The organism is Streptococcus parasanguinis (assembly GCF_901875555.1).
GTDB classification, from domain to species: Bacteria; Bacillota; Bacilli; order Lactobacillales; family Streptococcaceae; genus Streptococcus; species Streptococcus parasanguinis_H.
This window is the reverse complement of the sequence record NZ_CABFMD010000004.1, coordinates 45457-56590: the sequence shown is the minus strand read 5'-3', so window position 1 is coordinate 56590 and position 11134 is coordinate 45457. Positions and strand designations below refer to the sequence as shown.

General features: G+C 42.4%; 16 protein-coding genes and 1 tRNA gene. 1 reads left to right on the top strand and 16 read right to left on the bottom strand.

Annotation, left to right across the window (positions count from 1 at the left end; all coding sequences use genetic code 11):
* Positions 1 to 198: 198 nt before the first annotated feature.
* From JX304_RS01490 to JX304_RS01430, 13 genes are all read right to left on the bottom strand, one after another.
* The gene (locus JX304_RS01490; protein WP_205010945.1) at positions 199 to 798 is read right to left on the bottom strand and encodes a response regulator transcription factor; all 600 of its coding nucleotides are present in this window, start codon (positions 796 to 798) and stop codon (positions 199 to 201) included.
* 1 nt (position 799) lies between these two features.
* The gene (locus tag JX304_RS01485; protein ID WP_205010944.1) at positions 800 to 1897 is read right to left on the bottom strand and encodes a sensor histidine kinase; all 1098 of its coding nucleotides are present in this window, start codon (positions 1895 to 1897) and stop codon (positions 800 to 802) included.
* Positions 1894 to 2634 carry an ABC transporter permease gene (locus JX304_RS01480; protein ID WP_205010943.1) on the bottom strand — a complete coding sequence of 247 codons (741 nt, stop codon included), beginning with the start codon at positions 2632 to 2634 and terminating at the stop codon, positions 1894 to 1896. The genes JX304_RS01485 and JX304_RS01480 overlap by 4 nt, the downstream gene beginning before the upstream one ends.
* Positions 2603 to 3520 carry an ABC transporter ATP-binding protein gene (locus tag JX304_RS01475; RefSeq protein ID WP_205010942.1) on the bottom strand — a complete coding sequence of 306 codons (918 nt, stop codon included), beginning with the start codon at positions 3518 to 3520 and terminating at the stop codon, positions 2603 to 2605. Before JX304_RS01475 ends, JX304_RS01480 begins: the two co-directional genes overlap by 32 nt.
* Positions 3507 to 3704, bottom strand: coding sequence for a hypothetical protein (locus JX304_RS01470; RefSeq protein ID WP_205010941.1), 198 nt, complete (start codon positions 3702 to 3704; stop codon positions 3507 to 3509). The genes JX304_RS01475 and JX304_RS01470 overlap by 14 nt, the downstream gene beginning before the upstream one ends.
* Positions 3701 to 3892 carry a hypothetical protein gene (locus tag JX304_RS01465; protein ID WP_205010940.1) on the bottom strand — a complete coding sequence of 64 codons (192 nt, stop codon included), beginning with the start codon at positions 3890 to 3892 and terminating at the stop codon, positions 3701 to 3703. The genes JX304_RS01470 and JX304_RS01465 overlap by 4 nt, the downstream gene beginning before the upstream one ends.
* A gap of 282 nt (positions 3893 to 4174) precedes the next feature.
* Positions 4175 to 4729, bottom strand: a complete 555-nt coding sequence (locus JX304_RS01460) for an SP0191 family lipoprotein (protein WP_187538069.1) — start codon at positions 4727 to 4729, stop codon at positions 4175 to 4177.
* A 290-nt stretch (positions 4730 to 5019) separates the two neighbouring features.
* The gene (locus tag JX304_RS01455; protein ID WP_205010939.1) at positions 5020 to 6684 is read right to left on the bottom strand and encodes a DAK2 domain-containing protein; all 1665 of its coding nucleotides are present in this window, start codon (positions 6682 to 6684) and stop codon (positions 5020 to 5022) included.
* Positions 6685 to 6686: 2 nt separating this feature from the next.
* Positions 6687 to 7052 carry an Asp23/Gls24 family envelope stress response protein gene (locus tag JX304_RS01450; RefSeq protein WP_003004393.1) on the bottom strand — a complete coding sequence of 122 codons (366 nt, stop codon included), beginning with the start codon at positions 7050 to 7052 and terminating at the stop codon, positions 6687 to 6689.
* Between the two features lie 289 nt (positions 7053 to 7341).
* Entirely contained in the window at positions 7342 to 7530 is a 189-nt protein-coding gene (rpmB, locus tag JX304_RS01445) for a 50S ribosomal protein L28 (RefSeq protein WP_001140948.1), read from the bottom strand.
* 119 nt (positions 7531 to 7649) lie between these two features.
* Positions 7650 to 8345, bottom strand: coding sequence for a LiaF transmembrane domain-containing protein (locus JX304_RS01440; protein WP_205010938.1), 696 nt, complete (start codon positions 8343 to 8345; stop codon positions 7650 to 7652).
* Positions 8346 to 8349: 4 nt separating this feature from the next.
* Positions 8350 to 8796 (bottom strand): LytTR family DNA-binding domain-containing protein, encoded by a 447-nt coding sequence (locus tag JX304_RS01435; RefSeq protein WP_205010937.1) that lies wholly within the window; start codon positions 8794 to 8796, stop codon positions 8350 to 8352.
* A gap of 300 nt (positions 8797 to 9096) precedes the next feature.
* Positions 9097 to 9408: a hypothetical protein gene (locus JX304_RS01430; RefSeq protein ID WP_205010936.1), complete on the bottom strand. Its 312-nt coding sequence runs from the start codon at positions 9406 to 9408 to the stop codon at positions 9097 to 9099.
* A gap of 113 nt (positions 9409 to 9521) precedes the next feature.
* Here JX304_RS01430 and JX304_RS01425 point away from each other — a divergent pair, with 113 nt between their 5' ends.
* Positions 9522 to 9662 (top strand): hypothetical protein, encoded by a 141-nt coding sequence (locus JX304_RS01425; RefSeq protein WP_205010935.1) that lies wholly within the window; start codon positions 9522 to 9524, stop codon positions 9660 to 9662.
* 67 nt (positions 9663 to 9729) lie between these two features.
* Here the strand turns inward: JX304_RS01425 and JX304_RS01420 are convergent.
* From JX304_RS01420 to JX304_RS01410, 3 genes are all read right to left on the bottom strand, one after another.
* Positions 9730 to 9802: transfer RNA gene (locus JX304_RS01420), tRNA-Thr, on the bottom strand.
* A gap of 46 nt (positions 9803 to 9848) precedes the next feature.
* Positions 9849 to 10310 (bottom strand): GNAT family N-acetyltransferase, encoded by a 462-nt coding sequence (locus JX304_RS01415; RefSeq protein WP_205010934.1) that lies wholly within the window; start codon positions 10308 to 10310, stop codon positions 9849 to 9851.
* A 38-nt stretch (positions 10311 to 10348) separates the two neighbouring features.
* A complete protein-coding gene (locus JX304_RS01410; RefSeq protein ID WP_205010933.1) occupies positions 10349 to 11134 on the bottom strand; it encodes an ABC transporter permease in 786 nt (261 codons plus the stop codon).

The following is an 11134-nucleotide window of genomic DNA, read 5'->3' as shown; positions in this document are numbered from 1 at the left end:
ATCCAATCAAAAAAGAGGTTGGGACAAAAGTCCTAGCCTCTCAATTGTCTTTGGATTATCGAGCAAGACGCAGTGGTTGAGTGGGCTCTACTACGCTGATTTCATCAGCTTTTACAGCCCTACTCAACTGTGCGGAGGTGGGACGATGAAATCGAATTCTAACGAATGACCGATTTCTGTCCCACTCTCTTTTCTTTCTTATAACCAACCCTTTTCTTGGGCGATCTTGGCTGCCTCCGTTCGATTTTCCGCATCCAACTTGGTCAAAATAGCCGACATGTAATTGCGGATGGTTCCATTTGACAGGTATAAATGATCAGCAATTTCTTGATTGGAAGCCCCCTTAGCCACCTCTCTTAAGACTGCTTGCTCCTGCGAGCTTAAGGGATTGGGTTGGGTCAAAATAGTTTCCATTAATTCAGGAGAATATTCTTTTTGCCCTGCCAAAACTGTATGCAAGGTCCCCATCAAGTCCGTAATGCGACGTTCTTTTAAGACATAGGCGTCGACTCCAGCCTTGAGAGCCCGCTCAAAGTAACCGGGCCGCTTAAAGGTAGTAACAATGACGACCTTGAGCTGGGGTTGGTGGCTCTTGGCCCATTCAAGAACCTCAAGACCTGTACGGATTGGCATTTCCACATCTAAAATAGCAATATCTACTGACTGACTTTCCAGCAATTGAATCGCCTCTTGGCCATCTCCAGCCTGTAAGACTTCTTCCACGTCCTTTTGCAAAAGCAAGAGCTGGCAGAGAGCATCTCGCAACATACTTTGGTCTTCAGCAACTAATAAGCGCATCTTATTTCCTTTCTTGATAAGGGATGGTTAATTCTATTCGAGTTGGGTTTTTACAATGACTGATCACCAGTTCTCCTCCTAGCAATTCAAGTCGTTCCCGGATCGAGTGCAGGTCCTTGTCGGAGACTTTGGCAAAACCGATGCCATTGTCTTCTGCGACCATTTCCACCCCTGTTTCGGTAGAGCGATAAGAGAGATGGGCCTCCGTCGCTTTGGCATGTTTGATCATATTGGTGGCTAATTCCAGAGATACCATGGCCAGAGCAGACTCTAGGGTCGGCGAGATACTAGCTGTGTCGAGCTCATTTTGAATCTCCACTTTGACTTGCGCCACTTCTAACATTTGCTGGACAGTTTCTAACTCTCTTGCCAGGGTTCGCTGTTTCAAGTTCTCCACAATCTCTCGGACTTGGTGCATGGACTCTTGGCTAATGGCTTGAATTTCTTGTACCTGCTCCTGTGCCTTCTCAACCTGACCCAATGCTAAGAATTGATCGGCCAGATCTGCCTTAACACTCAGCATGGCAAAGGTGTGTCCCAGACTGTCATGTAGATCGCGGCCAATCCGATGGCGTTCGTTTTCAGCCAGCAAGAGATTGATCTGAGCATTTTGCTTGGCATGGTCAGCTTTCAACTCTTCCATCATCCGATTCCGGACCATACTAAAGGTCATAATCGCGATGAACAAGCAAATAATCAGTACAAAAAGCCAATCATTTTCTCCCATATATCTATTAAATAACAAGGCTCCCAACAGGATCAGTTGTGATAGAAAGGCCGTCCAAAGAAAGGGGGAACGAAAATTGCTGACTTCAAAACGATAGACTAAAATATTACTTAGATAATAGTAAAACCAACAAAAGCCAGTGCCAATATAAAAGGTATTCCCGCCTATATAAGCCAAAAGATAGAGCCAAAAAAGCCAGGTCAGTATCTTATTTTCCGTAATGAGGATTCCTAGATAACTCACCATAAAAAAGAGAGCTAAAAAGAAATGCCAGTAAGGAATTTGCCCAAATAAAATGGTAGCAAAAGGAAAGGCCATAAAGATTAGGCCTACGTAAAACATATGGTGAATATGCTTGAGTTTTTCAATCATGCATGAACCTCAGAATGACGACGATAGACGATGACAAGGGTAAACAAGACCAGGGTAAACAAGGTTAAATAGAGACTAGCAAAACCATTGACCTGCCCCTTATTTAAAAAGGTCTTGATCAGTTCCATCAATTGATAGGTTGGCAGGCATTTGCCAATAGCTTGCATCCATTCTGGAAAGACACTAATCGGCATCCATAGGCCACCCATGACAGCCAGTCCCATATAGAGGAGATTGCCCGTAACCGACATCAATTGACTGGAAGGAAGCAGGGTCAGGACCAGACCAATAGCTACAAAAGCTAGACTTCCTAGGATGAGAAGAAAGGCTGCTAAGACCCAATTTTGTAAGGACATGTTCACATGCCGCACTACATGACCCACAGTAAAGACGACCCCAATGGATAGGAGAAAGTCTACAAAGAGACCCACAACCTTTATTAAATAATATTCTACCATAGATACCGGGGTATGGCGCAAGACTTTTTGCCAATTGTTGAGTCGATCGGTTTCAAGAACCGTTGGAAAGGAAAATAGGGCCGTAGACATCATGGAAAAAGCCGTCATGGAGAGGAGATAATCCCTCATAAAGTGAGCGGGCGCCCCGGGTGTGTCCTGGTACATCCCTGAAAAGAAGAGATAAAAGGCCGTGGGCATCCCTATTGATAATAAATAATAAATGGCTTGGCGACTGGTCAAATGCCACTCAACTACGCCGAGAGCTTTCATGCGTTTCATCTTCTCTACCTACTTCCTTTGTATTTTCAAAAATAGAATCCAATAAACTTCGATTGGTCACTTCGATCTCTTGGATCGAACAGCCTTCTTCTTGTAATCGCCTCCACAAGCGATTGGCATCACCTGTCACAACTTGAAGGGCATCGGGTTTGACCGTCACTTGACCAATTCCGTCCATCCCTGCCACTAGAGCTTGGTAGCGTAAAGGCAGGGTAAAATGTTTTTCCACCTCTTCACTTCTCATAGCGAGTGGTGTTGTATCCCGAAGCAAATGTCCCTGATGCAAGACCAGAATCCGATCGGCCGTATGCTCGACTTCCTCAATGTAATGGGAAGAATAGACAATGGTCACACCTTGATCTTTTAAATCCCTAACAATCTCCCAAAAGCGTTGGCGAGTGGACGTATCCATAGCAGCCGTTGGCTCATCCAAAAACAGAAGAGACGGATGACCAATCAAGGTCAACACAAAGGATAGAAGACGCTTTTGCCCACCAGACAGCTTACTGGCCAATTGTCTCTTCTGCTCCGAACTAAAACGCAATAGATCATCGATTTCATTAATCGTTAAGGGATTAGGATAAATGGAGCGAAAGAAGTTGATCAGCTCCTGCACGGTTAACTTTTGAACGATAGCATTCTCTTGAGGGAGATAAGAGACACTAGCCTTTAATCGAGGATGACCAGGAGCCTTCCCTTCTACTTCAATGATTCCAGAAGTCGCTTTCATATCTCCCAGCAGACAATTCATCAAGGTTGTTTTCCCTGCCCCGTTTGGCCCAATCAAGGCCAAACAGTCCCCTCGTTCAACCCTGAAAGAAAGATCTTCTAGAATCACCTTTTCTTTGATGCTTTTTTTCAAGTTCTCAACTCTAATGACACTCATGATGTTCTCCTTTCAACCAGATCTGTCCAGCTGGAATGATGACAAATACAACCAAGGTCACTCCCCAAATCGTTTGGAAAAACCAGCTAGGAAAATGAGCAGAAAACCAACCCGTCATCTGTTCAGTTAGCCAGAGGACCATACAAAAAGCAAACATCCAGCCAATTTCTAGTTTCTTATTCATTTTTCAAACTCCTTTTTGACCTCTTTAACGAGCTTCAGCCCTTCTTGAGTTGCCCAGCTCACGATGCCTATCCCCGCAAATAATTCCCAAGGGAAATGGTAATAGAGACTATCATCCTTTGAAAAGATCAAATAGACGGCCATCCCAACCACTGTTAACGTAAATACTTTATAGAACCACTGTTTCATTTTTATACCTCTCACTTTCTGACTATATTATAGCGAAAGGTAAAGAATGCAACTAGATGATTTTGTCACTGGCTCACATGACAAATGTCACTAAAAAAAGGCTGGGACAAAAGTCCTAGCCTCTTCTTGTTTTTGGATTGTCGAGCAAGACGCAGTGGTTGAGTGGGCTCTACTACGCTGATTTCATTAGCTTTTACAGCCCTACTCAACTGTGCGGAGGTGGGACGACGAAATCGAATTCTAACGAATGACCGATTTCTGTCCCACTCTCTTTTTGTCTTCTTACTGACCTTCTTCTTTCATGCCATGCAATTTCAAGGCCTTCACCAAGGCATCTGCCTTCATGTTTTTCAAATCATTGAGACCGGCATCTTTGAAGTAGGAAATTTGCTCGAGAGATTTGGCATCAATTTTGTTGAGGTCAATCACACTAGTTGAGAGCAATTTCTTCTCTGGTGTGACACTATACTCCAAACTAAAACCAGGAACTGTTTTCAGTTTTTTATAGTCTTCATTTTGTTCTAGCAAAGCCTGAATAGCAGCTGTCAGCTCTTCTGGAGACTTTTCTGCCGCAATTGCTCCGAGCTGTTGAGGTAGGTCTGCGGTTACTTCGATGCGAAGGTTTTCAACCTTATCTCCTTTTGAGTGAATGATATCGCGGTGCTTGGTCCCATGGATATCTCCTACTAAGGTTGTGGTTTTTTCTTCATTTTTTACTTCTTTTTTAACAGTGGAACTGCTAGATGAGCTAGCGGCTGTAGTTTTCTTTGTTTGGGATTGCGAACAACCAGTCAATACCAAAATGGCTAGCCCAAGGGTTACAAAAAATTTCTTCATTTTTATAACTCTCCTTTCACATACTAATACCAGTATAACATATCGCGTCTTTCTTGTCTAAAAACTCCATCACTCAAACCTTTTTCCACTCATTTCAACCTTTTCATTTTTTGAAAAAATTCACATACTTTTCTCCCATTTTTAACCTTCATTTCGTTTTAAATCCATGTTTTCCTTCCTCATCAAACGCAGGAAGGCTTGTCATCCTCAGGGCTTCTCTTCATTGAAAACTCTGTTTTAGGCAAACATTTATGCACATAAAAAGGTCCCTTTCGGAACCTTCTGTTCATTTATTCTACACTAAACAAGTATGGGTAAACGGGTTGGCCACCTTGGTGGATTTCCACTTCTACGTCTTCGTATTTTTCTGCGAGGCTTTGGGCCAATTCGTTTGCCACTTCCTCACTACCCTCTTCACCAACATAGATGGTCACAATTTCACTGTCTTCGTCCAACATGTGAGCGAAGGTTTCTTCCAAGGTTTCCATCATGTCTGGATTTGAAACGACGATCTTACCATCTACCATACCGAGGTTATCATTTTCGTGGATTTCAAGACCATCAATAGTGGTATCCCGAACAGCAGTCGTTACGCTACCAGAAACAACATCCGCCAATGCAGCGCTCATGCGTTCATAGTTTTCTTCGATCGGCTTACTTTCATCAAAGGCAAGAAGACTGGTTAATCCTTGAGGGATTGTCTTGGTTTCTACAACTGCTGCAGGTTGATCAATCACTTCTGCTGCAGATTGAGCAGCCATCAAGATATTTTTGTTGTTTGGCAAGATAATGATGTTGCGCGCATTCAACTCTTCAACAGCTTTGACAAAGTCTTCTGTTGATGGGTTCATGGTTTGACCACCTGAGATGATGTAGTCTACGCCCTGTGCCTTGAAAATATCTGCCAAGCCATCACCTGCTGCAACAGCAATAATGGCATATTCTTTTTCTTCAACTGGTTTGGCTTGACGTTCTTCTTTTTCAACTTGCGCTTCATGTTGGTTGCGCATGTTATCGACTTTGACCTTGACCAAGCTTCCATACTTAAGACCTTCTTGCATGACAAGACCTGGATCTTCTGTATGGACGTGAACTTTGACAATCTCATCGTCATTCACCACCAATAGGGAATCCCCAAGGTTGTTCAAATAGTTACGGAATTCATCGTAATCGAAGTCTTTGACATAAGTTGGACCTTGTTTCAAAGCGACCATGATTTCTGTACAGTAACCAAACTTGATGTCTTCAGTTGCGACATGGCCAGCGACTGACTTGTGGTGTTCTGCATTGATCATTTCTGACATGGTTGCAGGTGTTGCTTGGAACTCTTCAGAAGCGATGAATTCCCCTGTCAAAGCTGATAAGAATCCTTCATAGATGAAGACCAAACCTTGACCACCAGAGTCTACCACACCAACTTCTTTCAAGACCGGCAACATATCTGGAGTCTTAGCAAGAGCTGTTTTAGCACCTTCAAGAGCTGCACGCATGACTTCTACCGCATCATTGGTAGATTCTGCTTTTTTCTTGGCACCGATGGCTGCCCCACGAGAAACCGTCAAAATGGTACCTTCAACCGGCTTCATAACGGCTTTATAGGCTACTTCAACACCAGACTGGAAGGCTGCTGCAAGTGCTGCTCCATCCAATTCTTCTTTGTCTTTGACACTTTGAGAAAATCCACGGAACAATTGAGAAGTGATGACTCCTGAGTTCCCACGCGCGCCCATCAATAGTCCTTTAGCGAAGATCCCTGCTGCTTCACCAACAGTTGAAGCAGAGCGATCAGCTACTTCTTTTGCCCCATTTTCGATGGTCATTCCCATATTGGTTCCTGTGTCCCCGTCTGGTACAGGAAAGACGTTCAAAGAGTTTACATATTCCGCTTGTTTATTTAAGCGCGTAGCCCCCGCTTGAACCATTTCTTGAAATAAACTTGTAGTAATATTAGCCACGATTATTCTCCCACAATCTTGATATTTTGAATATAGACATTCACAGTATCCGTAGTGATTCCAAGTTGATTTTCCAAACTAAATTTCACACGTTCTTGAATATTTTTTGAGACTTCGCTAATTTTTGTTCCATAGCTCAAAACAGTGTAAACATCAACTGCGATAGTTCCTGCTTCCGTTGTTTTGACAACAACACCTTTAGAGAAGTTTTCTTTCCCTAGGAGGGCTTGGAAATTATCTTTGATCGCATTTTTGCTGGCCATTCCAACCACACCGAAGATCTCAGTAGCAGCACCGCCTACAACAGTTGCGATAACCTCATCAGTCAATTCAATTTGACCGTCCTTTGTATTGATTTTTACTGTCATAATTTCTACCTCAAAAGTATTTTATATTCTATTTTACCATAAAAGAGGCCAACTGTAAAAGGGTAGGGACTATTCTTCTCCCGCTGTGACAGCTGTCTCTAGAGAAAAAGAAAAGGGAGTGGGAAAGGACTCCGATTCGTTCAAAAGAGTCCGTATTCCCACCCCCGCACAGTTGATTAGGAAGTACGAATGTTTCAAAAATGAGTAGTTCCAATCAACCACTGCGTCATACTACTATTCCTATCAAAAAGCGAAGGCTGAACACTTTATGCCCAGCCTTCTTTCTTTATTAAACGCGTTCTACTTTACCAGATTTCAATGCACGAGCTGAAGCCCAAACTTTTTTAGGTTTACCATCGATAAGGACAGTTACTTTTTGAAGGTTTGGTTTTACGGCACGTTTTGTTTGGTTCATCGCGTGTGAACGGTTGTTACCTGATACAGTCTTACGACCTGTGAAATAACATACTTTAGCCATTTCTGTGTTTCCTCCTATTAGATCTAATATAACGGATGTGCTAGCACCACATACCGTACTATATTACCAAAAAAAATCTCTCTTGGCAAGCTTTTGGAGAAAGTTTTTCATTTTCTATCTTAAGAAAACGAATTCTCTCCTACATAGATAATTTCTAGATTTCCTAAGGAAACATCGCCCGTAATGTAGAAATCCTTGCTAGTGAGAGCACTTGGATTTTCCTGATGTTGGATGGCTGAGAGGGAATTATCCACATTAACATGGACGCGCCAATCGCTTGGCACATAGAGGCTCAGACTCCCAAGGGAAACATCGACAACAAACTGGGCAGAAGGACCCTCAATCCGGCAATTGTCAAAATAAACCGATGCTTCTCCGAGACTGACATCTGCACTTCCATGGGTAAAGTGTTGATCATTGAGATACTTGGTTACTGTAGAAAAAGTGACATCAATATTGTTGCCATCAGACTTACTCATGGACCCAGCAGAATAGGAAGCTAGGCGGTCTTTTGTCTTCTTAGAGGGCTTGAATAAAATATTGAGTCCAATCACAGCGAGAATTGAAGAAAGGATCACCACCGAATTGGATACCGGAAGGAAATGGTATTGCCCATTGAGACAAAAGAGGGCTAAAAGTCCATAGATGAAGCCCCAACCAAAATGGCGTTTTAAGAAACTAGAGAGGGAGAGGACCGCTAACAAAGTGACCCAAGCCAAGGTCCAGATGCTGATGTCCCATTTTACAAAATAGCCCTGTAAAAGCACCAAGGCTGCTAGAAGGATCAAGAAGATACCGATTAATTTTTTTCTCATGATATTACCTCATTTCATTTAGTCGTTCTTTTAAGAGTTGGTAGTAGCGTCTGGATACATGGACCTGCTTGTGGGTTTGGTAGAAGTTGACCGTGCTGGTCCCTGAAAAAGACTTTTCCAACGAGTAGATCTGCTTCGCGTTGACAATGGTGGATTTGGAAATCCGACAAAAGGCAATGGGAAGCAACTCCTCCAATTCATAAAGCTTCTGCTTGACCTCATAGGCCTCATCCCTGGTATGCCCATAGATTTTCTCCCCATCCGTCTCAAAAAAGAGGATCGATGCTACATCTAGAAAATACTCACTTCGATCCTTGTAGAAGGCTAATGGAGCGACTTTTTGTTCTAGGATTCTCTCTTGCAGCTGGGTCAACTCCGGGGTCAGGCGCGGAGCTCGAATCAAGATCTCAGGCTCGTCCATTGATGGATCCAATTCAATTCTAACTTTCATAAAACTCCTTTCCCAACGTTTTGATAGTACCATTATAACAGCTGTTGAAAACAAAACAAGGGCTTTTCAGTAAGTGGCACGTTTTGCCCATCAAGAGGTAGTTTTTGAGAAGTAAAAAAGAGGGTGGGACAGAAATCGGTCATTCTTTAGAATTCGATTTCGTCGTCCCACCTCCGCACAGTTGAGTAGGGCTATAAAAGCTGATGAAATCAGCGTAGTAGAGCCCACTCAACCACTGCGTCTTGCTCGACAATCCAAAGACAATTGAGAGGCTAGGATTTTTGTCCCAGCCTCCCTTGTTTATTTGTTGCTTTCCTTATCTGGTAAAAGAAAACCAAGACCCACGCAAGCAAGAACACCCGCTGTGATCACTAAGCCATTTGAAACCGGCAAGAGATCATAGATCGCGTTTGCAATCATCAGGGCAATCAAAGCACAGATAGCACTTGCCTTGTAATCCTGTTTCATCAGATTTTCAAGAGTAAAGAAAGCAAATAAGAGAACGGGAAATAGGGGCCAGATATTCACATCAAGCTTTGGAAAGCCAACCATTCCCATTGTGACAACCGCAAGAGCAGCCAGAATAAATCCAAGTCCAAGTAGTTTTTTCATCCTAATACCTCATTTTCACTATTCGGAAGGGTTCCTTCCTTTGATGATTCTATGATAGCAGAGGGAGTGAAAAGTAACAAGGACTTTTGACTAAGTGGTTAAAAATAGCGCCTATGCGGTCAAAAAAAGGAGCGAGACAGAACGAATCGGTTATCACCATCATTCATTATCTCGCCCCTCCAAGTGGTGCTTCTAGCCATCACTACTACATCAAGCAGGTCCTTTTAATGTTCATCGAAGCCTTTTATAATTAATTTGGTACAAAAAGCAATTAAACATCAAAAAAGCCCGTCACAACAGACTTTTTACTGTATCATTTGATGCCGATTGCAGGGATCGAACCTGTGACCTACGCGTTACGAGTGCGTTGCTCTACCAACTGAGCTAAATCGGCGATTACCTTCTTAGTATAGCACTCTGAGAACGGATGTCAAGCACTTTTAGTTGATCTTTTTAATCAGAATCTGACATGGATTCTGTGGATCCCATAGTTGAGGAAAAATCTCTAATTTTTTAAAACCAAGACTGCGATAAAAGAGATTTGTTCGGTCATAATCTTTATTTGAACCTTCTGCGACTGTTTTGACCTGTAGGTAGTCCACTTGTTTGACTGCTTCTCTTTCTATAGTCGTAATTAATTCCCTTCCAATTCCTTGACCTTGGAATGTTTTTTTCACGCCTAGACAATCAATTTCAGCACAATCTTCACTCGAATATGATAAACTTATAAACCCTACTACATCACTTTCTTGATAAGCAGCCCAAACTCGTAAATCTTTAGTTCCTTCGATGTAGGCTTGCGTGCTTTCTGGTATTCCAAACCATTCTGGCAAATCCTTTAAAACCTCAGCGACAACTGCCATTTTTTGATCTTCATCCTTGACTTCTTTAATTACAAACATCATCAGTTCCTTTCTTGATTTTAGTCTTACTTTACCTCTTACGAACCAGCACTTTCGTAAGCATCCAATCCCCTATCCCAGAGTTTGAGGGAAATGCCAAAGAAGACAAGAGAAATCAGAATCAAACCACCGATGTTAAAGAGCCCATTCTTGCCCTGCAAGAAATAGCTAGCTGGATAATAAGCCGTAAAGGCAAAAGGCACGATAAAACTGATTAACCAACGAAGGAGCGAATTGTAAATAGAAATAGGATACTTGGTAAAATCATTAAACATATAGAAAATGTAAATCATGGCACCTGACTGCTTGGTCCAAAAAGCGATGCTGGCTGTCGCGATTTTTAAAGAAGTGTAAATCAAGGTCGCAAAAGGAATACAGACTAGGAAAAGCAGGAATTTTGAAAGAGTCCAAGCGATGCTAGTCACTGTTGTTCCTAATAGAATGCAACCGACCAAGAGTTCACCCAAGGCATCAATCTGAAAGGTCTCAATCAGGATGTGAAAAAGAGGATTGATAGGTCGAGTCAGATACTTGTCAAACTCCCCTTTTCGAACTAGTCGTTGACCTAAAGCCCAGAGATTGTCAAAAAAGAGATGATCTAATCCCTTTGGAATTAAGGAAAATCCATAGATAAAGGCAATCTCTTGAAAGGTCCAACCTTCTAGCGAAGGGATATGTTGAAAGATGACATTGAGAAACAAGAGGTTTAGGCCTTGAGTCAGAAAGACTCCCAACACACCAACCACAAAATCCACCTTGTATTCCATGATTTGCTTGATGTATTGTCTGATAAAAATCAGATGCATGCGTTGATATTTTTTCAT

Excerpts from the sequence above, each read along its gene's own strand:
- JX304_RS01490 (WP_205010945.1), bottom strand. The coding sequence starts at position 798 with ATGCGCTTATTAGTTGCTGAAGACCAAAGTATGTTGCGAGATGCTCTC.
- JX304_RS01485 (WP_205010944.1), bottom strand. The coding sequence starts at position 1,897 with ATGATTGAAAAACTCAAGCATATTCACCATATGTTTTACGTAGGCCTA.
- JX304_RS01480 (WP_205010943.1), bottom strand. The coding sequence starts at position 2,634 with ATGAAACGCATGAAAGCTCTCGGCGTAGTTGAGTGGCATTTGACCAGT.
- JX304_RS01475 (WP_205010942.1), bottom strand. The coding sequence starts at position 3,520 with ATGAGTGTCATTAGAGTTGAGAACTTGAAAAAAAGCATCAAAGAAAAG.
- JX304_RS01470 (WP_205010941.1), bottom strand. The coding sequence starts at position 3,704 with ATGAATAAGAAACTAGAAATTGGCTGGATGTTTGCTTTTTGTATGGTC.
- JX304_RS01465 (WP_205010940.1), bottom strand. The coding sequence starts at position 3,892 with ATGAAACAGTGGTTCTATAAAGTATTTACGTTAACAGTGGTTGGGATG.
- JX304_RS01460 (WP_187538069.1), bottom strand. The coding sequence starts at position 4,729 with ATGAAGAAATTTTTTGTAACCCTTGGGCTAGCCATTTTGGTATTGACT.
- JX304_RS01450 (WP_003004393.1), bottom strand. The coding sequence starts at position 7,052 with ATGACAGTAAAAATCAATACAAAGGACGGTCAAATTGAATTGACTGAT.
- rpmB (WP_001140948.1), bottom strand. The coding sequence starts at position 7,530 with ATGGCTAAAGTATGTTATTTCACAGGTCGTAAGACTGTATCAGGTAAC.
- JX304_RS01440 (WP_205010938.1), bottom strand. The coding sequence starts at position 8,345 with ATGAGAAAAAAATTAATCGGTATCTTCTTGATCCTTCTAGCAGCCTTG.
- JX304_RS01435 (WP_205010937.1), bottom strand. The coding sequence starts at position 8,796 with ATGAAAGTTAGAATTGAATTGGATCCATCAATGGACGAGCCTGAGATC.
- JX304_RS01430 (WP_205010936.1), bottom strand. The coding sequence starts at position 9,408 with ATGAAAAAACTACTTGGACTTGGATTTATTCTGGCTGCTCTTGCGGTT.
- JX304_RS01425 (WP_205010935.1), top strand. The coding sequence starts at position 9,522 with ATGCGGTCAAAAAAAGGAGCGAGACAGAACGAATCGGTTATCACCATC.
- JX304_RS01415 (WP_205010934.1), bottom strand. The coding sequence starts at position 10,310 with ATGTTTGTAATTAAAGAAGTCAAGGATGAAGATCAAAAAATGGCAGTT.
- JX304_RS01410 (WP_205010933.1), bottom strand. The coding sequence starts at position 11,134 with ATGAAAAAATATCAACGCATGCATCTGATTTTTATCAGACAATACATC.